This is a genomic window from Serratia grimesii NBRC 13537 (assembly GCF_001590905.1).
Lineage (GTDB): Bacteria > Pseudomonadota > Gammaproteobacteria > Enterobacterales > Enterobacteriaceae > Serratia > Serratia grimesii.
The window spans coordinates 283,983-304,921 of the sequence record NZ_BCTT01000007.1; the positions used below are offsets into that span (position 1 = coordinate 283,983).

Genomic DNA, 20,939 nt, shown 5'->3' on the forward strand with positions numbered 1-20,939 from the left:
CGGCTTCATTCTGGCCTGCTTGTTATAGAAAACACTCAATAGCGCCAAATGCAATCCCTGAATTGTTTACATGTTAAACAAATCACACCTTCGCGAGATTATCGCACCCTGAAGCAATCATGCTGGGTTAACATATTAACGGAATGTCTTTCAGGCAGCGAAAAGCAGTGGTTCAGCCGCAGAGGCTGGCTTATGCTGTGGTTTTCGTGCGCCAAGGAGAGACTATGACCACCAGCCTGACGATCGCCAACCGCCATACCTGGTTCGGCCACGGCAGCATCAGCCAATTGATCCCGCTACTGACCGCAGAGCCGCAGCCGACGCTGCTGTTTAGCTGCCGCTCATTTCTCAATGGCGCGGTGTATTCTTCCCTGGCGGACACGCTGACACCGCTGCTGATCGGTACCGAAATAGTCAGTCACGAGGCGTCGCCGCAAGAGATCGACGCCTGGGTCGCGCGCTGGCGCGGAAAGGCCCAGCGCGTAGTCGCGATCGGCGGTGGCAGCGTACTGGATGCCGCCAAGGCATTTGCCGCACTGGTTGAACACCCGTTACCGACCCTACGCTATATGGAAAAAGTCGGCGACACTAAAATCAGTGGTGCCACCTTGCCGCTGATTGCCATTCCGACCACTGCCGGCACCGGCAGCGAAGTGACCCAGAACGCGGTAATCACAGATACTCACTTCAGCAAGGTAAAAGCCTCGCTGCGGCATAACAACTTTGTGCCACATACCGCGATCCTGGATCCACAACTGCTACAGGGTGCACCGGACAAGGTACTGGCTTATTGCGCCATCGATGCCTTCACCCATTTGTTCGAAGCTTACTTATCCAAAACCGCCAATGCCATGACACGTGAGATGTCGCTGACCGGTATCCGCCACTTCCTGCGTGCCTGGCCGACACTCAACCGCAGTGCTCAGGCACGTGAGGACATCATGCAAGCTTCCTACCTTGGTGGGCTGACGCTGAGCGCCGCAGGGTTAGGTGTGATCCACGGTATTGCAGGTGAAATTGGCGCATTGCGCGACTACCACCATGGACAGGTGTGTGGCCGTCTGCTGCTGCCCTTTCTCGAGCTGCTAGCGCAGAGTGAACAACCGCAACAGCGGGCACTGATGGCCGAACTCGCCACTCGCCTGTTCCCCGAACAACAAGACAGCCCGGAACGCTATCTGATCGACTTCATTACCCGCAACGCCATCGCCACGTTTTGGCAGGACGATCTGCCCATTTCCGCCGACGAACTGGCCGTCACACTGGCCAAATCCAACAGCAAGAACTCACTGATCGACTACAGTGCGCCGCAGCGGCAGCTGATGATCGAAGGCGCATTCCGCGTCGAATGATTATATAATTAGATCAAAGTAATAGCGGGAGATCGGAAATGGGTATCATCAGCTGGATTTTCACCGGCATCGCGATTGGCATACTGGTCGGCGTGCTGATCAAGATTTTCGGCAAGAAGAAAGATCAGTAACATCATGCTGTTCCATGAGCCGCCAGCAGGCACTCGTGGAACAGCTTCACGACCCGTTGCGGGCTGGGTGAACGCCGTAATACGCTGGAATACTCACAGTGGTAGCAGAACAGCGAGGGTTTGATCGCCCGCATCATCTTCTGCGCGACAAAAAATGCCGCATAGTGGTCGGGGAGAAAACCGACGTACTTACCGGAAAGGATTAATGTCGCTATCGATTCTTGGGCAAAACCCGTCGCTTTGCGATGCAAATGCTGTTGCAGGCTCAGTTCCATATTCGGCGAATGGTAACCTAATCCAGCAAAGGCATAATTGTGCAATAGATCCCAATTCAGCGTTTCATGATTAGCAGAAAATAATTCATGCTGCGCACCGCAATATAAGAACATCCTCTCATTAAATAACGAACTATAAGATAAACTTTCTGCACTACGGTGCATGGGAATAATGCCAACCTGAAATTGCCCATCAATAACGCCGCGCTCAATGGTATTTATCGGCTCCACATACATTTGCAAAGACACGTCCGGTGCCTGTTCACTAAATAACGCAATAGCTCGCCCGATATGTGCCTGTGGATTACTGACGGTATGATCAAATATCGCCACATGCAGTTGTCCACCCAAACGCTGGTGCACATCATCCACGCCACGACGGAAAGCCTCGGTTGCCGCCAAGAGATTAATGGTTTCCTGGTAAATCAGCAGCCCTTCGTCAGTGACCGCAAACCCCTCACGCCCGCGATGGCACAGTGTCAGGCCCAAACGCTGTTCCAGATCTTTGATATGCTTGCTGATGGTCGACAGACTGATATTCAACTCCAATTCGGCGGCGCTCATGCCACCACAGTCAACCACGGCCTTAAACACTCGCAGCAACCGCAAGTCCATATCCGATAACTGCCCCAAAAGTGCGCGCTTTTTTACTTGCATAAAACCTTAAGTAAGTTTCGACATATGATTATTCACATTAGTGAAGAAGCAGAACATAGTCAATTTCAAGCAACAATTCATTAACACGCCAGGTTATTTAATTAACCTCATCGATTCTCCCGCCCGGAGGGAAAAATGGCTGATTTAAATCACCCTAAAAATAAACCCGAACGTGAATGGTTAGAAGCACATTGGATGCCGTTTACCGGTAACCGTAATTTTAAAGCTAACCCGCGAATGATAAGCCACGCTGAAGGCGTTTATTATACCAGCCAGGACGGGCGTAAAATATTTGACGGTTTATCAGGGCTATGGTGCTGCGGTTTAGGCCATGGCCGCAAAGAAATAGCCGACGCGGCTCATAAACAACTTTCCCAATTGGATTACTCCCCGGCATTCCAATTCGGCCATGCCTTATCGTTCGAGTTGGCGAATAAAATTAAAGCCATGACACCAGCCGGGCTGGATTATGTCTTTTTCACCGGATCCGGCTCCGAAGCGGCAGACACTTCATTAAAAATGGCGCGGGCCTACTGGCGAGCCAAAGGTCAGGCAGGAAAAACCTGCTTTATCGGCCGCGAAAAGGGCTATCACGGTGTTAACTTTGGTGGGATTGCCGTGGGTGGGATTGCCGGTAACCGCAAAGCCTTTGGTACCAGCGCCGAGGCTGATCACCTGCCGCATACCTTGCTGACGGATAACGCTTTTTCACGCGGGATGCCTGCGCAGGGGGCCGAGCTGGCAGAAGAACTGAACCGGATCATCGCGCTGCGTGATGCTTCAACCATTGCTGCCGTCATTATTGAACCCTTTTCCGGCTCCGCTGGGGTGATTGTGCCGCCCGTTGGCTATCTGCAACGCATCCGTGAAATCTGCACCCAACACAATATTCTGCTGATCTTTGACGAAGTGATAACCGCCTTCGGCCGCTGCGGCGCGTTGACCGGTGCCGAAGCGTTCGGTGTCACGCCAGACATTATGAATATCGCCAAACAGGTGACCAACGGCGCACAACCAATGGGGGCGGTAGTGGTTCGCCCAGAGATTTATCAGGCCTTTATGGACACCGATGACCCCGAGTATTTGCTCGAATTCCCGCACGGTTATACCTATTCTGCCCACCCGGTTAGCTGTGCCGTTGGGTTGGCGACACTGGATATTATTCAACGCGAGCAGATGATTGAGCGGGTTCAGGCACTGGCACCGTATTTTGAGCAGGCAGTGCACGGTTTACAGGGCTGCCACTACGTTACCGACATTCGCAATTTTGGCTTGGCGGCCGGTATCACGCTGGCGGCACGACCGGGAGAAGCAGCACGCAGGCCCTACGAGGTGGCAATGCGTTGTTGGGAAAAAGGGTTTTATGTCCGCTACGGCGGCGACACCCTACAACTGGCGCCGCCGTTTATCAGCAGTGAGGCGCAGATCGATTCGTTAATCAACGCCCTGGGCGACGCCATCAACGCCACTGAATAAGGAGCGAATACCATGCCAATTGCACATTGGATCAACGGTCAGTCCGCCACTGGCGGCACCCGCAGCCAACCGGTATTCGATCCGGCGACCGGGCTGTCACATCAGGACGTGTTACTGGCTGACCGTGCCACCGTGGAAAGTGCCATAGATGCCGCCGAACGGGCCTATCCAGCCTGGCGAGATACCCCGCCGTTGAAACGGGCCAGGATCATGATTCGTCTTAAAGCGTTGCTGGAACAGCATGCCGACCACATCTGCCAACTGATAACCGCCGAGCATGGCAAAGTACTCAGTGACGCCATGGGTGAACTCCAACGCGGCATCGAAAATATTGAGTACGCCAGCTATGCACCGGAACTACTAAAAGGGGAACACAGTAAGGATGCCGGGCCCAGTATCGACAGTTGGAGTGAGTTTCAGCCACTGGGTGTCGTAGCCGGTATCACGCCCTTTAACTTCCCGGCGATGGTGCCGTTGTGGATGTGGCCGATGGCTGTGGCATGCGGCAATACCTTTGTATTGAAGCCTTCTGAACGCGTGCCCTCCTCCACGTTATATATCGCTCAACTGGCATCGGAGGCTGGGCTGCCACCCGGCGTATTGAATCTGGTCAACGGCGACCGCGAAGCCGTGGACACTCTGCTGCATGATCCACGCGTTAAGGCGGTGAGTTTTGTCGGATCGACGCCGGTAGCGGAGCATATTTATCACACCGGCTGCGGCCAAAACAAACGGGTGCAAGCATTGGGCGGTGCGAAAAATCACGCAGTGGTATTACCGGACGCTGACATCACCGGCAGCGTCAATGCACTGATGGGGGCGGCATTCGGCTCTTGTGGGCAACGTTGCATGGCAATTCCACTGGTTGTCGCGGTAGGAGATGAAACCGCCGATGCTCTGATCGCCAGCTTGCAACAGCAAATGGCCAACATGCGGGTGGGTGCCGGTTGCGATAACCACAACGACATGGGTCCGCTGGTCACTCAGCAACATTATCAAAAGGTAAAAAGCTACATCGATCAGGGTGTTGAAGAAGGTGCCCGGTTGGTGGTCGACGGCCGTGAGTTGAAGGTACAAGACGGTAACGGGCAGCCCAGCCAAGGTTATTTCCTCGGCCCGACGCTGTTTGACCGCGTACAACCCGGTATGCGGATTTATCAGGAGGAAATCTTCGGCCCCGTGTTAGGCATAGTGCGGGTCAACACGCTAAAAGAGGCAATGGCGATGATTGATGCCCATGAATACGGTAACGGCACCTGTCTGTTCACCCGCGACGGCGAGGCGGCACGTTACTTCTCTAATCATATTCAGGTCGGCATGGTGGGGATTAACGTTGCATTGCCGGTACCAGTGGCCTACCACTCATTTGGCGGTTGGAAACGTTCGCTGTTTGGCGACTTGCACGCTTACGGCCCGGATGCCGTCAGGTTTTACACCAAGCGCAAAACCATTACCCAGCGCTGGCCTTCGTCCCATGACGCCCAGCATGCCAGCTTCAGCTTCCCGTCCGGGCAAGGGTAATTTCATAATAAAAATAATGATTTTATAGGGGCGAAGACATTCGCCCTCTTTTTCCACGCGCTCTATTTAATCAGGCCCGGACAACGACATGCCATCGCAATGTGCTATCGCATGATCGCCGTCCGCAACATCACTCACTTACGCGTTGTTAATGGGGTATTGAATGAAAGAGCCCACACCAGAACATAAATTCAAAGGTAATCTCAGCGTCCTCGACGTCGTGATGATTACGGCCTCCGGCGTCACACCGGCCAGCTCTATCTTTGTCATCGCTCCACTGGCGATTGCCAGCGCCGGCAGCGGCGCCTTTATTTCATTTCTGATCGCCGCCTTTATCGCAGCCACCATCGCGCTGTGCTACGCAGAGCTAGGCGCCGCACACCCCAGCGCAGGCGGCGAATACAGCATCATTAAACGGCTGTTCGGCACCCTGTGTGGGCTACAAACTTACCTTTTTATCCTCAGCGCCGCACTCTTTGTCCCGGCCGTGCTGGCTACTGGCGCGGTGCCCTATTTAAATACCGCGCTGGGCACGCAATTTGACGCCTCTACGGCAGGCATGATCACCATCCTGATCGGCGGTGCCTGCGCCATTTTCAATATCAAGGCCAACGCCCTGCTGACCGGCACCTTTCTGGTGGTCGAGATCGCAGTGCTGGGCTTAATCGCCTGGCTGGGGTTCAGCAACCCGCACCAGAGCGCAGACATACTCACCGCCCCAGTGATGCTCAATCCCGAAGGGGTGCTGGCGCCAGTCTCCGTGCCGTTAATCGTCGCCATGGTCGGCGTCGCACTATTTTCCTACAACGGATATGGCGCGGCGGTGTACATGGCAGAAGATATGCGCGAACAGGGCAAACCGATGGCGACCGCCATCATGTTAACGCTGGTGATCGTGGTGCTGGTTGAATTGCTGCCCTTCACCGCGCTGTTGATCGGTGCGCCGTCTTTGGTTGAAATGGCCAAACAGGCGGACCCCGTCGGCTACGTAGTCAGTCAATTGGGCGGACCGACGCTGGCGCGGGTGGTCAGCGGGGCCATTTACCTCTCTGTGTTCAACGCCATTATCGCCATCGTAGCCCAGTTCAGCCGGATGATGTTTTCCAGTGGCCGTGACGGTTTCTGGCTGCCACAGGTGAACCGGGCACTGAAAAAGATCCACCCGCGTTTTGGCACGCCGTGGATCGCCACCCTGCTGTTCGGCATCCCCTCAGCGCTGCTGGCCTTTTGCTCCAACCTCGGCGATCTAACCTCCTTTACCGTGATCCTGCTGCTGCTGGTGTACATCATTATGTCCATCGCTGCGCTGATCAGCCGTCGCCGTTTGCATTTCCATCACCCGTACCTGATGCCACTGTGGCCGCTGCCTGTGGTGATAGCACTGCTTGGCTGCCTGTACGTGTTGTGGACAATTTTGATCGCCAGCAGCCTGAAAGACTTTATTATCATTGCCGGTATCCTCTGTTTTGGCCTGGTGCTGAGCTATATGCACACCCGTCAAACCGTCCCGCTCGTTGAACCCTCAATAGAAGGAGAATAACCATGTCGCAGCGCGCTCAGGATTTGGGCATTAAGATTGGTCACGGCGTTGCCGGCCCGCTGAACGCCATCACCGACGTGCCCGGTGTCCGCGTTGGTCACACCAGCATCCACGCCGATCTGGCCGACGGTCGTAGCGTGCGGACCGGCGTTACGGTCATTGAACCCCGTGCCGGTCAGGCCCGAAAATCCCCCTGCTTTGCCGGTGTGCATGTCCTCAACGGGAACGGTGACGCCACGGGGTTGGAATGGATCCGCGAAGCCGGTCTGCTCACCAGCCCAATCGCCTTCACCAACACCCACAGCGTCGGGGTGGTGCGTGACAGCCTGATTGCCCTGGAACGTGAAACACTGCCCGCCGACGACAATGCGGTGTACTGGAATATGCCGATAGTCATGGAAACCTTCGACGGTTTGCTCAATGACATCAACGGATTTCACGTCAAACCGGAGCACGTGCGACAAGCACTGCAAGCGGCGCACGACGGATTGCCGCAGGAAGGTGCAGTCGGCGGCGGCAGCGGCATGATTTGTCATGAGTTCAAAGGGGGGATCGGTACGGCATCCCGTCGTCTGCCCGCCGATCGCGGAGGTTGGACGGTTGGCGCCATCGTGCAGGCCAACCACGGTAAGCGTGCGTCGCTTTTGGTTGGCGGATATCCGGTGGGTCGCCATCTGGAGCATATTCATTCGCCATTCACCCCGCAACTGCCGCATCCGGGTATGGGATCAATCGTCGTTACACTCGCCACCGACGCGCCGCTGTTGCCGCACCAATGCGCGCGACTGGCCCAGCGTGCCAGCATTGGCATTGCCCGTACCGGCGGCGGCACCGAAGACTCCAGCGGTGATATCTTTATCGCCTTCGCCACCGGCAACGATGGGCTGCCGCCAGCCGACTACGCCAATAAGGGAGCCTTCACCACCCCATTGCGCATGGTGAATAACGATTACATTTCCGAGCTGTTTGCCGCGGCGGCTGAGGCGGTAGAAGAGGCGATTATCAATGCGTTGCTGGCGGCCAATACCGTTTCCGGTAACGGCCATCGGGCGGAAGGATTAAGTGCAGAGCAGTTGCTGACGGCACTGGAGCAAGCCGGCTGGCGGAAATAATTCAGCAACGCCAAAGGCAGGGGCGCTGCATGCCGCGCCCAACGACAGAATTAAAAGGGTTATATCGGGTCGAACATGTTCGACCCGACCGGTTTAGTGTTGACGAAGACCTGCCGACAATCTCAGGACTCGCCGCCCGGTTTGGGTGCCGGGTAGTCGTAATCCAGCTTAAGCGGTTCGGCGTAAACGCTGTCCCACAGTTGGCTGTAGAGCTTATCCACCCGCTGGCTCATCACTGGGTTGTGCAACACCAGCTCCAGATTGCGTGAATTATCCAGATAACCGCCGGTCCAGTTGCTGGTGCCGATCCATGTCGTTTCACCGTCGATGGTCATCATTTTGCTGTGGATTACCCTGGCGAACGGGATAAACCCGTTACTTGCCGGTGGGATCGTGACGATCTTTATCTGCACATTCGGCACCACTGACAGGCTTTTCAGCCAGGCGATATCCGGCTTTTTGGTGTTCCAGTTGGCAACCATCAGCTCGATCTTCACGCCGCGTGCAGCGGCACTGCGCAGGGCGTTGTCGATCACAGCATAGTAAGGCCGGCTGCGTTCCGGGCCATAGGACAGCGGCGCGTAATCCATCACCTGCACCCGAACCTGCTGCCTGGCGGTTGCCAACAGACGCGGCAACTCCACCTGCGAGTCAATCACCCCGGCAGGATTGTAAGCGCGCGGACTGGCGACCAAATAGTTGCCCTGCGGTGTTTCGGTATTTGGCTGGTACGGCAGTTGCGGCACCGGTTTAGCCGCGGCCAGCAAGGCCTGAGCCTGCCAGTCCTGCTCGAAGATCGCCTGGATCTGCCCAACAACCCCGGCATCGCTGATACGCAATCCCGTTTCGTGGATATGCGCCAATGCACGCCAGTCAAAGTTTTGGCTGCCGACAAATGCCTGCTCACCGTCCACCAGCAGATACTTCGCGTGCAAAATGCCACCGCTCAGACGCTGGTAAGGAATAATGCGCAGCTCCAGATTCGGGATCGCCTTAAGCTGTTCCAGTGTCTCAGGAGTAGAGATGCGAATACCCTTCTCTTCCATCAGAAACCGGATTTTCACCCCGCGCTCACCTGCGGCTTTCAGATGCTGCAATACACCGTCCAGCAACGATCCCTGTTCATTCGCCACATAGAACTGGCCCAGATCAATACGGGTTTTCGCCGCATCAAACATCTGTTGCCACACTTCCGCAGTGTTGCGCAGGTCATCTGCCTGCAAAGCGGTTTCCACCGGTGCGGTGTATACCAGCTCGTAGCCGGGAATCTCAAAACGTGCAGTCGCACTCTGGCTCAACATCAACAGACAGCCACCCCATAACGCAGTGTAAAGGCGGCCCAACGGCCGCCGTGGTTGACGGCCATTAGGCATAGCGTGGTGCCTCGCTGTCAACCCATTGCTCGCGGCTGCCGTTTTCCGGGCGGCTGGTCGGCGCACCCGCACGGATCAGCAGCACTTTCAGCAGTTCATTAATACGTTCCATACGGCTTTGCAGATAGTTATTTCCCACCAGGCACAGCAACGCGATGGCGATACCCAACCCGGTGGCGTACAGCGCCGTCCCCATACCAGCAGAAACCAGACTTGGCTCAGACACCCCAGAGGCAGCCAGTGCCTTAAAGGTTTCGATAATCCCCATTACCGTGCCCAGCAGCCCCAATAATGGCGCAGCAGTCACGATGGTTTCCAACAGCCACAGGCCACGCGCCATCAGCGGTTTACTCAACAGGTACTGAGCATCAATCAGATCGCCAATCGCCTCACGGTCGCCGGCACGGTGCTTTTGATCCAACACCGGTGAAATCACCGCCAGTGGCAGGCTGTTGCGTTGCGTCAGTTCATCCGGTAAATCGGCGGTACGATGCACGTCCAGCGTCAGCGCCTGCTCCAGTCGGCGCGCCTGACGTTGGGTGTAAGCGAAGTACAGCGCGCGCTCGACAATGATCACCAGCGCAATCGCCAGTGCGGCGTACATCACGTAGAAAATAATGTCGTGTAACAGATTGGCATTCATCGTTCGGTCCTCTTGCCCATCGTCTTTCACGTTGCAGCGTTGTTGGCTGCAACGTGAAAACCATAGCGTTTAATTAGTTAAAAGGTGGCTTCCAGCGAGACGCTGAAGGTACGTTCTTCCCCGACGTTGTAGTACGGCGTGCTGGCCCTCACACCGCCATAAGGGGCCGCGTTGAAGGTGGTGGTGCGCACCGAGGTCAGGTACTCCTTGTCAAACAGGTTGCTGATACCAAAGCGTAACGCCGCACTCTTGACGATCTTTTTGTCCACCGGCAAATGCACACCCGCGGCCAAGTCGAATACCGTACGGCCGCCAATCTTCTCGTCATTGGTCAAGTCGCCGTAGAACGCCCCGACGTATTTGCCACTGACGCTGCTGTAGTACAGGCCATCGTCATAACCCAGTGTCATGTTAAGCAGGTTTTTCGGTACGTTCGGCACCTCTTTGCCACTGGTTGGCAGCGGCAGACCGCCGTTGCTGACGATGTCGCTCTTCTGCTTAGATTGGGTGTAGGTATACGAGGTGTAGTAGTTGAAGTTATGCGGCAACTGGCCACTCCACTCCAGCTCCAGCCCTTTGTTCTCGACGTTGCCGATGTTCATCATCTCGTAGTCACCGGCCGGGTTGGTGGTGGAGATTTGACGATCGCTGTAGCGCATGTAGAACAGCGTGGCACTCATCAGCATATTTTCCTGCTGAAAACGCCAGCCCAACTCGTGGTTCCAGCTCAGTTCCGGCTTGGTACTGATTGAATCCCCCACGTTGTACAGCACGTAGTTTGGCGGGGTACGCATGTTACGTGTCAGGTTATAGAACACCTGGTTTTCCTGATTCAGCTTGTAGCTGGCGCTGAAGTTCGGCAGGAATTCATGGTATCTGGCATCGCGCTTTTCCGGCACGTTATACAGACTGCCTTTATTATCCCCATTTCGTTCAACGTACTGATAGGCCAGCCCGCCGACGAAGGTTAAGTCCGGCGTGGCAAACCAGGTGTCCTGCAGCCACACTTTTTGCGCTGGGGTGATGGTGTACTGGTTACGCCCCTGCACGGTTTTGCCATTGGCATCCTTTACCTGATCGGAACCGCCCGGTTTACCCGAAATTTGCTCTGGGTTACCGTCGTCCTTGATACCGATAAACGGTTGGGTCTGTGACTGACGCGCACGTTCATACCAGTAGCCGATATCCAGGCTGTGTTGATCGTTGATGTCCCACTTCAGCTTGGTGGTGATACCCGGACGCCAGGTCTGGGTCCAGGATGGGCGGTAATAAGTGTTGGATTTCAAATTGCTGAGATCGTACTGACCCGCCTTATCTGATGTATTGGACAGCACAGAAGCAGTTTGGCCGTTGAAGCTACCACCATTACCCCAGTAGTAATAGGGTTGTACCGTCAACGCCAGGTTGTCACGCAGTTGCAGTTTTTGGGTGAACGACAGGGTAAAGGTATCGAACGGATTGCGGTTAAGTTTGTAGTACTTGGTCAACTGGCCCTTGCTGTTGTACTCCGGCGTAGCAGAGTAATCGTTGGCATAACGGCCGTCATTTTCAAACTGCGCCTTGCTCAGGGTGTTATAGTTGACGTTATTCTGACGGTTGTACTTCATTACCAGGTTGCTGCTGTTGCCGTTACCGTCCTCATACAACGAGCTCATCTCAAACTTATCGGAATAGTTGCGCCCTTCACCACGCCACTTTTTCGCTTCAGTGTGCGAGTAGGATAGCCAGTTGCTGAAGCCGTTGTATTCACCGGTCTCTAAACGCGCAAAGGTTTTGCTCAGGTTGTTGCTGCCCAGCGTCTGTTTAACAAAGCCGCCAAAGTCCTTCGACGGACGGCGCGTTACCATCCCAATGTTACCGCCGCTGGAACCGATATGCGGGCCATCAACCTCAGAGGAACCTTGGGTAACGAATATCTCCTCCAGGTTCTCCGAGTCGCCCAGCAAGTTCGGGTACACCGCATAGTTGCCGGAGTCGTTGATGGGAATACCGTCCATCGACAGACCGATCTGATCGGAGTTCATGCCGCGCATGGTGTAATCAACGCCGCTCAGGCCGCTGGCGTCATTACTGTTAACGTTCAGGCCCGGGGTATATTTCAATTTGTCGATGGCGTTGGCCGCCGCCGGCATTTTATCCATCGCCTCTTTGGTAACGGTGGAGCGTGACTTGGCGCTGTCGTCCTGCACCATCATGCCACCGCCCAGCGACTGCCCCTTTACACTGATGGTACCGACGTCGGTCGAGTCCGCCGCCAGTGCCGCACCCGGCAATATCGCCGACATCACTGCCAGATAAATCCCAGATCGATTGAAAGATTTCATTGTTCCCTTCCCATAAAGATCAAACTGTTATGCCAGGCGTCAAGGCGCCTGATAATTGAACGTGGCTGAAAATCGTTTTGTTGTTTGCCCGTTGAAAGCGTCGCTTGGGAACGGTTTCACCTGGCTGATGCTTTGCAGACTGCTCAGTGCCGCACGGTTGAGCAGCATGCTGGTGGCTTTATTCGTGATGCCGGACGAGAGCACCCGACCGCTGCGATCAACCTCCAGCCACACTTCTACGTTGCCCTGAGGTCGCTCGAGAGAGGCCTGCCGTCCGCTGGGGTAGCGCTTGCGCTGTTCCAGCTCGTGGCGTAACGCCTGCAAATACCCGTTTTCGATCGCCTGCGTATTCACCTTTGGCGCTGCCGGTGCTGCCGGAGCGGTTACTGCCGCTGGCTTGCTGACCAATGCTCGTGGCGCTGCCGGTGCAGCGACGGGTTTGGCCTTCTCCACCGGTTTGGCTTTTTCTTTTACCGGTTTAGGTTTCGGCTGCGGTTTTGGCACCGGCTTGGCTTCAATAATCGGCTCTGGGGCCGGCACTACCGGTTCAGGAATAGGTTCCGGCTCTGGCGGTGGGGGTTCGGGTTGTGGCGGCGTTTCCACCGGAGGTTCTGGTTCTGGCTGTGTCTGAGGTTCCGGCTCGACCAACGCCAGCTCCATGGCAGTTTCGTCATAGCGCGGCTGAATTTTCAGTGCCGCCTGCTGGCTGGCAAACAGCACACAGCCCGCGACAATCAGCGCCGGTAACCAACTGAAAAGGTGACGTGAACGATAGAGCAGATACATGTCACAGCTTCCGTGTGGCGATAGAGACGGAGTAGAAGCCGCCCTGACGCAGGTTATCCATCACCGCCACCAGCCGCTCTACCGCCACGCCTTTGTCACTGTTGACGATAATGGTGGTGGTCTGGTTTTCCTGCTGCTGCTGTTTCAGCGTGCTGACCAGTGCATTCAGTGCGACCGGTTGGCCGTCGAGCTGCAATTGATCCTCTGCACCCAGCGTGATGATCGCCTTTTTCTGCGGCTTCAATTGCTGAGCACTGCCCGCAGACGGCAGTTGGGTCTTCAGCCCGAGGGCCGGGATCACGTTCAGGCTAATCAACACAAAAAACACCAGCAAAAACATCATCACGTCGATCATCGGGATCAATTCGATGTGCGCTTTGTTCTTTTTCGGCTCGTTCCAGTTACGCATGGCACTCCCTCCCAAAAGCAAAGCAGCCAATATAGAGAGCCTATGTTTACCTTTTGTTACGCTTGTGTGATCTTATTTTCACAGCGCACATAATTTGAGAGAATTTTTTCAATCAGGAACTGGTCAGAGGGGTTATATAACTTATTAATCAGCGATGATTTTTAATGGAATAATCACAGGATGGGCATTTCTGGTGGCGATAGCAGAGGTAAATGCACTGTGATTATTATGACAATTCACCGCAAGGCTTCCGGTTGTGCTTTCTCCCCTGAAGCGTTTTTCAGCCAAAAAAAAGACGCCCGAAGGCGTCTTTTCCGCAACACTGAATCAATCAGTTCACTTTAACCGGCATACCGGAACGGGCTTTGATTGCCGCATCCACTGCGCTCTGGTTAACCGCAGGGTCCATCACCACTTTGCCCACCGGCGCAGAGATGGTCAACGGCACAGGATCTTTCGACTTCAGCTGTTCTTCGTTAGCAGAAAGTGGGTTATGCACTTCCAGGTAGCGAGAACCATCCGGTTCAACACTGGCTTTGATCGGCTCATTGATGAACTGCACGCGCGTACCGACTGGCACGTTTTCGAACAGGAACTTGATGTCGTCAGCACGCAGACGCACACAGCCGTGGCTCACGCGCAGACCGATACCGAAGTTGGCGTTGGTGCCGTGGATCGCATACAAACGACCGACGTACAGCGCATACAGCCCCATTGGGTTATCCGGACCAGCTGGGAATACCGCAGGCAGGATTTCACCGTCAGCGGCATACTCTGCACGCATTTTGGCGGTTGGCGTCCAGGTTGGGCCGTCTTTCTTACGCTGCACCGTGGTGGTCCAGTTCAACGGGGTGTCTTTACCCAGTTGGCCGATACCGATTGGCAGCACGATCACCGTGTTAGTGCCTTTCGGGTAGTAGTACAGACGCATCTCGGCGCTGTTGATGATGATGCCTTCACGCGGGGCGTCCGGCAGGATCAATTGTTGTGGAATAGTCAGTGTGCTGCCGGCCTTCGGCAGGAATGGATCCACACCTGGGTTGGCTTCCAGCATGTTGCTCAGGCCCATCTGGTATTGAGCGGCAAAGCTCTCCAGCGGCAACTTGCTGTCTTCCGGTACGGTGATTTGGATGTTCTCACCCACCAGACGGCTGTCTTTGGCAGGCAAAGGATAGACAACGGCGAAGGCAGCTTGGCTGAATACCACCAGTGCCGTAAACAGGGTTAGTAACGCGCGAATGCTCATTTTCATCTTCGTGTTGGTTGTGGCCACTGGCAATTATAGATATAGGTTAACTCGGCCCTCTGTACCCACAGAATTTCAGGTTGCGGCTCGGCAGCCAATGCGCGAATACTCGGGCGCTTACTCAGGTAAGTGGACGAGGTGGACGCACACAGCCAACAACGCTGCAGCTTGAAAGGCATAGGGTATATGACCGGATGCGCATTATATGTGCACATCAACCTAAGTGTGAAACATTACCGGCGCAATATCGAACTTTTTTGTAACCTGGTGCAGCACGAAGAGGAATTTCTGTGAAAACCGCCGCTAAAGTGCGGCAGTTGGCGGTGACATGCGACGAATGGGAATCAGATATTCGCAGCGGATCGCCGCGCCATCTACGCTGCAAACGCCGCCCGGCATGGAATAAAAACGTTCGATATCCTGACCCGGTCGCCGTATCGCTTTCATCATCGGTATCGCCGTGTCATACAAACGGGCGATAAAGTTTTGTAACTCTTCAACCTGTCCCTGATAGGCAAAACTGGCGTAATCCCCCTGTTCAATCAGCACCTGTTCCCCATCAACCCGATCGTCCGCCAGTGCCAGGGTATAAGCCATGCGCTGCCCACTGCGCTGCCGGCTGTCAGCCTCCAGGCTGGTGAGACCATACACGACCGTCGGCACCTCGGTTTCCATCGGCAACATCTGGCGCCAGGCATGCTGGCGCAGCGCATTTTTCGACTGCAGGAGTTGCCCCAACGTACAACTGCGGTGCTGGGTACGCCCCACCAGCTGCATTGCCGGCAGCGTGATGATGTCCGCTTGCGGCAGTGGCTCATCCGTTAACCGCAATGGCGGCTGCATACCTTGACCTGACCAATCCGCACTGCGCCGATAACCGGCCGGCGGCATGCCGAACTGTTTTTTAAAACAGCGGGTGAAGGTCTGCTGGGAATCAAACTGGTATTTATCCGCGATAAAAGCAACACCGGCACTGGTAAGCCGCAGCTCACGGGCCGCCGCGGTCAACCTTCTGCGTCGTGCATAAGTCCCCAGTACGTGGCCGGTCAACTGTTTGAACAACCGCTGTAGGTGCCATTTGGAATAGCCCGACTTGGTGGCAATGTCGTCCAGTGACAATGGCTGTTCAAGGTTTTGCTCGATCCAGTCCAGCAGTGCCGTAATTACCTGTTGTTGATACATCGCTCCCCCTTATTGCACCAGCAAACGTTGCGCCAGTTCATGAGCCTGGCGTTCGCTGGCGACCACCTGAACCGGATAACCCCAGAATCGGCTGGCAAAATCGACAAATGCCTCTGCGGCCTGCCGCCGCACGTCATCCGGCTCAATCAACACCATGCCCTTCACCCAGCGCGCAAGCGCTTCACGGTGATCACGTTTCCAGAGTGCGATTTGAGTGCGCTCATCACGATCATGCTTACCGTCGTCATCCATCCGCCGGTCGCACAACAGCACAAAGGGCTGCTCGCGCTGCAATAAGCGGCTGAATTCGGCAAATTCGGCGGCGGTGTCGTGCGGTTGCTCTGCCGTGGGCTGACGCATCCACACCAGCGGGAAGGTGGCGGAGTCTAATGACATGCGATGTCTCCTGGGAGTGCTAAAACGAGCGCTTACTGTATCGATCGCGGTGCTAGACCACATTGCACAATCAGGACATAATGTTTTTCAATTACGCCAAATTGAGAATTATTCTCATGACCTTCATCACCACACCGCGTTTTGACATTGATCAGGTGCCACGGGCCATTTTTGCCGTCCAGGGTTCCACCATTAACAGCGATTGGGAGATAACCCATCACCGGCACCGCAAGGCACAGTTGATTTATACGGTGCGCGGCATGATCCGCTGCGAGGTGGAAAACGGCCTTTGGTTGGTGCCCCCGCAGTGCGCGTTATGGATGCCCAGCAATGTGCTGCATAACGCGCAAGGGGCCGGCGCCAGCGAGTGCTACTGTCTGTTTGTCGATCAGGATGCTATCGCCGGCTTACCCGAACATTGCTGCACATTGGCGGTGTCTCCACTCCTGCGCGAACTGCTGTTGCAGGCCAGCGGGTTCGATCCGCTGTACGACGAACAGGGGCCTGAAGGGCGTTTGACCAGCGTCTTGCTGGATCAGTTGGTCAGCGCGCCGGTTGAGAACCTGCACCTGCCGGTTTCCCATGACGCACGTATCCGCCAGTTAACCGAACGCCTGCTGGCTAATCCAGCGGATAAGGCAACCCTCAGCCAATGGGCGCAACGTATCGGCATGAGCGAACGTTCCCTCAACCGGACTCTACAACAGCAAATGGGCATGAGCTTTGGCCACTGGCGACGACAATTGCACGTGGTGCTGGCGCTACAACGTCTGACCAAGGGCGACAGCGTACAGCGGGTAGCGCTGGATCTTGGCTATGAGAGCGCCAGTGGTTTTGTCACCATGTTCCGCAAAGCGGTAGGCAAGCCACCGGCGCGTTATTTGGCGGAGAAAAATGCAGCGGATCGGGCGCAAGGAGTCGGGATCGTCATGTAATCCACAGCAGTACAGCGATTGAGGTGCCCGAGCCATTCGGGCCTTGCCAACATCCCTTATCCTCTCTCCACACTGTGAGTTTCACTCCACCTCACACTGAAATAACTCCCATTCTCAATAAATAATGATTACTATTCGCAAACATAAAGACCCGGTGCGCCACGACGTGACCGGCAGGACTTTACCTTCAATTCGATGATGAGCTTTCTTGGTCCCAGAGCAACGGCTCTGTGACGATAGGCTTTTTAACTCCATGGAGAGGTTATGAACTCTGCAACAACTCGCAACCGTCGTTTCGGCGGGCGCACAGCTTTCCCACTGATACTACTCACTTCAATGCTGTTTTCCGCTCCGCTGTTTGCGCAGGGTGAGCCAGAACTGCTGCGTAAACCGGTCGGCAAAGGCGCTTATGAAATGGTGTACAGCCAGGGCGAGAACGCGCTGTATCTGGCCACGTCGCAAAGCCGTAAGCTGGATAAAGGCGGCGTGGTGTACCGTTTGGATCCACAGACACTGGATATCACCCAGATCATTCACAACGATATCAAACCGTTCGGCGCAGCCATTAACAGCAAAACCGACACGCTGTTCTTCGGCAACACCGTCAATAATTCGGTGACCGCCATCGACGGCAAAACCGGTGAAGTGAAAAGCCGCCTGGTACTGGATGCCCGTAAACGCTCCGAGACGGTAAAACCCTTGGCGCCACGTGAGCTGGTCGCTGATGCCACCACCGATACCCTGTATATCACTGGGCTGGGTGAATCCAGCGTGGTGTGGGTTGTGGACGGTAAAGACCTGGCGCTGCGCACCACCATCACCGAAACCGGTAAGTACGGTACCGGTCTGGCACTGGACGCTGCTGCAAGCCGCCTGTACGTGACCAACGCCGACGGCGAACTGGTGACTATCGACACCAAAACCAACAAGGTTGTCAGCCGCAAGAAACTCGATGAATCCAAAGAGCACTTCTTCCTGAACATCAGCCTGGATCCAGCCACGCACCGCGCCTTTATCACCGACTCCAAGCAGGCACAGGTGTTGGTTGTCGATACCCGCGACGGCAACATTCTGAGCAAAATCGACGTGCCAGAATCCCTGGCAGTACTGTTCAACCCGGCGCGCAATGAAGTCTACGTGACCCATCGCCAGGCGGGTGAAGTCAGTGTGATTGACGCCAAGAACTACAAGCTGTTGCAGACGATCAAAACGCCAACCCACCCGAACAGCCTGGCGCTGTCACCGGATGGCCAAACGTTGTACGTCAGCGTTAAGCAGGCTTCCAGCCGTGAGAAAGAAGCCACGGCGCCGGATGACGTGATCCGTATCGCTTTGAAATAACACCGACAAGGGGCGCTACGGCGCCCCTCAGACGGCTGAAAAACCGGTGTGATGGCTTAAACCAGTGGGGTCGAACATACTCGACCCGAGCTAACCCATTGGTTATACAATAGGGCGCAGCATGCAGCGCCCCTACCACGAAGGCCCCTAATCGATTATCCCTCATTCATCCTGAACCCTGAATGGCGGCTGTACCTTACCCACCAGCCCGTCGGCATCCTGGCTCACCGCTTTTTTGGTGGCACGCTGGTAAAGGCATAGCTCTTTCCCTAATGCCGGCCTGATAGATTATTTCGTTGGTGTCTGTTAGTTGCGTGTAAGGGGAATTGCCATAAACGTAGGGCAATTATCTGTAAGAACAATGTCCGGCAATTGGAGGGGCCTAAGGCGCGGCCCCTCCCTCCGCCTTCGCTTAAGACCCTCTGTCTGCTACGCAGATACCCTTGCGGCGTCACCGTTGTCGGGCGGGTCGTCTACATCGCCACTGGCCCAGGGCGCTTCGGACGACGCACCTGCACTGAATGCCATAACGGCGGCAGAAATCAAAATAAATCCCCTGAGCATAGTTTTCTCTCCTGAATAACGGGTTATTCAGCAGGATATGCAGCCATTTATTATTCAGCCATCAGATCAATACGCATTATTTACAGCTTTTTTATTCTGAGCGGAAATAAAGTTACGGCGTTTTTACAGACAGTTTTTAGGGGCGCAGATAACATCATTACATCGCCAATATGGCCTCACGAGACGGATGCCTCATGTGTTTATCCCCTACATTATTTATTATTTCCCCCTCTGTTTTTATTAAATTCGGGGGCCGCGATGTATTCTAATATTATTGGCTTCAACCCGATGCTGTCGGATATACCTGCTTCACAGACACGCTCATTCCGCAAAGAAGTAGAGCAGTATTTACAGCGTTATCCGGACACCGAACACGTCGATATTTATCTTAACGATCTGAACGGCCAACTCCGCGGCAAGCGGTTACCCGTTGCCGAGCTGTTCGCGCTGGATAAGGGCTGTTATTTCCCACTGTCGATCTACGCGATGGATCTTAACGGCCGGGTGATCGAAGAAAGCGGACTGGGCCAACAAGCGGGGGAACCCGACCGGCTGTGTCTACCGGTGCAGGGTACATTGCGGCCGTGTGCCCGTGACCCACAACACCATGCACAACTGCTGCTAACGATGAAAAACACCGACGGTGACGCCTGTGAACTGGAGCCGCGAGTGGTACTGCAACAGGTACTCAAACGCCTGCAGGCCAAAGGTTATTACCCCGTGGTAGCCGCAGAGCTGGAGTTTTATCTGCATGACCCGCTACAACAACCCGCCGACACCAGCCAGCACCCAACGCAGAGTTTTTCTGTCGATGCCCCAGAACGCCACCATGCGCTGCTCAATGACATCGAACATCAGGCCCGGTTACAAGCGCTGCCGCTGACCGGCGTGGTGGCCGAAGCGGCCTCCGGCCAGTATGAGCTAAACCTGCACCACAGCGCACGGGTGTTAGAGGCCTGTGACCAGGTACTGGCATTGAAGCGCCTTACCCGCCAGATAGCAGAGAAACACCAGCAGCACGCCTGCTTCATGGCAAAACCTTGCGCGCAGGCAGCCGGCAGCGGTTTGCATTTTCATATCAGTTTGCAGGATGAACAGGGCAACAACCTACTGGCGTGCACACCGGGTGAACTGAGCACTACCATGACACAGGTGATGGCCGGGATGCTGGCGCTAATGCCGGCGTCGATGGCAATACTCGCGCCAAATATCAACGCATTTCGCCGCTTCCGCCCAGGCATGCATGTGCCATTACGCACCTCCTGGGGACACAACAACCGCACGGTAGCGCTGCGCCTGCCCTGTGCCGATAGCGCCAACCAGCGCATCGAATACCGGCTGGCAGGTGCCGACGCCAACCCTTATCTGGCGGTGGCGGTGATGCTGAGCGGCATGCTGTACGGGCTGGAACATGCTCTGCCACTGCCCCCGCCAGCCTGCGGTAACGGTGACGAAAATGATGACGCGGCAATGCTGCCGCTCAGCCAACAGGAGGCATTAACGCTCTTCCGCCAATGTCCGGCGCTGCGCGAGAACCTCGGCCCGGCATTTACTGCGTTGTGGCATACCTGTAAGACCGCAGAACTGCACCGCTTTGAAGGGCAAGTCACCGCAGCGGAAGTCAGATGGATGCTTTAACGCCGCCGGCGTTCTGTATGTTGGGGCGAATATATTCG

The 20,939-nt window shown here is 55.4% G+C and carries 18 protein-coding genes; 8 read left to right on the forward strand and 10 right to left on the reverse strand.

The annotated features are described in order from the left end of the window. Nucleotides 1-224: 224 nt before the first annotated feature. The gene (locus SGR01S_RS10675; protein ID WP_061807423.1) at nucleotides 225-1,352 is read left to right on the forward strand and encodes an iron-containing alcohol dehydrogenase; all 1,128 of its coding nucleotides are present in this window, start codon (nucleotides 225-227) and stop codon (nucleotides 1,350-1,352) included. Between the two features lie 133 nt (nucleotides 1,353-1,485). On the opposite strand, the gene SGR01S_RS10680 is transcribed toward SGR01S_RS10675, so the two are convergent. Continuing rightward, nucleotides 1,486-2,415: a LysR family transcriptional regulator gene (locus SGR01S_RS10680; RefSeq protein ID WP_061807424.1), complete on the reverse strand. Its 930-nt coding sequence runs from the start codon at nucleotides 2,413-2,415 to the stop codon at nucleotides 1,486-1,488. A 135-nt stretch (nucleotides 2,416-2,550) separates the two neighbouring features. On the opposite strand from SGR01S_RS10680, the gene aptA reads away from it, so the two are divergent. The 4 genes from aptA (at nucleotide 2,551) to SGR01S_RS10700 (ending at nucleotide 8,064) form a co-directional block, all read left to right on the forward strand. Next, nucleotides 2,551-3,891, forward strand: a complete 1,341-nt coding sequence (gene aptA / locus SGR01S_RS10685) for an omega-aminotransferase AptA (protein WP_061807425.1) — start codon at nucleotides 2,551-2,553, stop codon at nucleotides 3,889-3,891. Nucleotides 3,892-3,903: 12 nt separating this feature from the next. Further along, the gene (locus SGR01S_RS10690; RefSeq protein ID WP_061807426.1) at nucleotides 3,904-5,412 is read left to right on the forward strand and encodes a CoA-acylating methylmalonate-semialdehyde dehydrogenase; all 1,509 of its coding nucleotides are present in this window, start codon (nucleotides 3,904-3,906) and stop codon (nucleotides 5,410-5,412) included. Nucleotides 5,413-5,575: 163 nt separating this feature from the next. After that, nucleotides 5,576-6,952 (forward strand): APC family permease, encoded by a 1,377-nt coding sequence (locus SGR01S_RS10695; protein ID WP_061807427.1) that lies wholly within the window; start codon nucleotides 5,576-5,578, stop codon nucleotides 6,950-6,952. Nucleotides 6,953-6,954: 2 nt separating this feature from the next. Beyond that, nucleotides 6,955-8,064 carry a DmpA family aminopeptidase gene (locus SGR01S_RS10700; protein WP_061807428.1) on the forward strand — a complete coding sequence of 370 codons (1,110 nt, stop codon included), beginning with the start codon at nucleotides 6,955-6,957 and terminating at the stop codon, nucleotides 8,062-8,064. 122 nt (nucleotides 8,065-8,186) lie between these two features. Here the strand turns inward: SGR01S_RS10700 and SGR01S_RS10705 are convergent, their stop codons facing one another. From SGR01S_RS10705 to SGR01S_RS10740, 9 genes are all read right to left on the reverse strand, one after another. Continuing rightward, nucleotides 8,187-9,437, reverse strand: a complete 1,251-nt coding sequence (locus tag SGR01S_RS10705) for a phospholipase D-like domain-containing protein (RefSeq protein ID WP_061807429.1) — start codon at nucleotides 9,435-9,437, stop codon at nucleotides 8,187-8,189. Beyond that, complete coding sequence (locus SGR01S_RS10710) at nucleotides 9,430-10,080, reverse strand: MotA/TolQ/ExbB proton channel family protein (RefSeq protein ID WP_037424398.1); 651 nt, start codon at nucleotides 10,078-10,080, stop codon at nucleotides 9,430-9,432. The genes SGR01S_RS10705 and SGR01S_RS10710 overlap by 8 nt, the downstream gene beginning before the upstream one ends. 77 nt (nucleotides 10,081-10,157) lie before the next feature. After that, the gene (locus tag SGR01S_RS10715; RefSeq protein ID WP_061807430.1) at nucleotides 10,158-12,404 is read right to left on the reverse strand and encodes a TonB-dependent receptor family protein; all 2,247 of its coding nucleotides are present in this window, start codon (nucleotides 12,402-12,404) and stop codon (nucleotides 10,158-10,160) included. A gap of 39 nt (nucleotides 12,405-12,443) precedes the next feature. Then, complete coding sequence (locus SGR01S_RS10720; RefSeq protein ID WP_061807431.1) at nucleotides 12,444-13,190, reverse strand: energy transducer TonB family protein; 747 nt, start codon at nucleotides 13,188-13,190, stop codon at nucleotides 12,444-12,446. A 1-nt stretch (nucleotide 13,191) separates the two neighbouring features. Further along, a complete protein-coding gene (locus tag SGR01S_RS10725; RefSeq protein ID WP_037424404.1) occupies nucleotides 13,192-13,599 on the reverse strand; it encodes an ExbD/TolR family protein in 408 nt (135 codons plus the stop codon). A gap of 144 nt (nucleotides 13,600-13,743) precedes the next feature. Then, nucleotides 13,744-13,887: a hypothetical protein gene (locus SGR01S_RS24345; protein WP_167348754.1), complete on the reverse strand. Its 144-nt coding sequence runs from the start codon at nucleotides 13,885-13,887 to the stop codon at nucleotides 13,744-13,746. A 43-nt stretch (nucleotides 13,888-13,930) separates the two neighbouring features. Continuing rightward, nucleotides 13,931-14,851 carry a L,D-transpeptidase family protein gene (locus SGR01S_RS10730; RefSeq protein WP_037424405.1) on the reverse strand — a complete coding sequence of 307 codons (921 nt, stop codon included), beginning with the start codon at nucleotides 14,849-14,851 and terminating at the stop codon, nucleotides 13,931-13,933. A 297-nt stretch (nucleotides 14,852-15,148) separates the two neighbouring features. Then, the gene (locus SGR01S_RS10735) at nucleotides 15,149-16,027 is read right to left on the reverse strand and encodes a helix-turn-helix domain-containing protein (RefSeq protein WP_061807432.1); all 879 of its coding nucleotides are present in this window, start codon (nucleotides 16,025-16,027) and stop codon (nucleotides 15,149-15,151) included. A 9-nt stretch (nucleotides 16,028-16,036) separates the two neighbouring features. Then, nucleotides 16,037-16,423, reverse strand: a complete 387-nt coding sequence (locus tag SGR01S_RS10740; RefSeq protein WP_061807433.1) for a hypothetical protein — start codon at nucleotides 16,421-16,423, stop codon at nucleotides 16,037-16,039. Between the two features lie 116 nt (nucleotides 16,424-16,539). On the opposite strand from SGR01S_RS10740, the gene SGR01S_RS10745 reads away from it, so the two are divergent. The 3 genes from SGR01S_RS10745 to SGR01S_RS10755 all read left to right on the forward strand — a co-directional run bounded on the left by SGR01S_RS10745 (nucleotide 16,540) and on the right by SGR01S_RS10755 (nucleotide 20,901). Further along, the gene (locus SGR01S_RS10745) at nucleotides 16,540-17,358 is read left to right on the forward strand and encodes an AraC family transcriptional regulator (protein ID WP_172479770.1); all 819 of its coding nucleotides are present in this window, start codon (nucleotides 16,540-16,542) and stop codon (nucleotides 17,356-17,358) included. A gap of 264 nt (nucleotides 17,359-17,622) precedes the next feature. Then, a complete protein-coding gene (yncE, locus tag SGR01S_RS10750) occupies nucleotides 17,623-18,699 on the forward strand; it encodes a 7-bladed beta-propeller protein YncE (protein WP_061807434.1) in 1,077 nt (358 codons plus the stop codon). 822 nt (nucleotides 18,700-19,521) lie between these two features. After that, complete coding sequence (locus SGR01S_RS10755; RefSeq protein ID WP_061807435.1) at nucleotides 19,522-20,901, forward strand: glutamine synthetase family protein; 1,380 nt, start codon at nucleotides 19,522-19,524, stop codon at nucleotides 20,899-20,901. The last annotated feature ends 38 nt before the right edge of the window (nucleotides 20,902-20,939 follow it).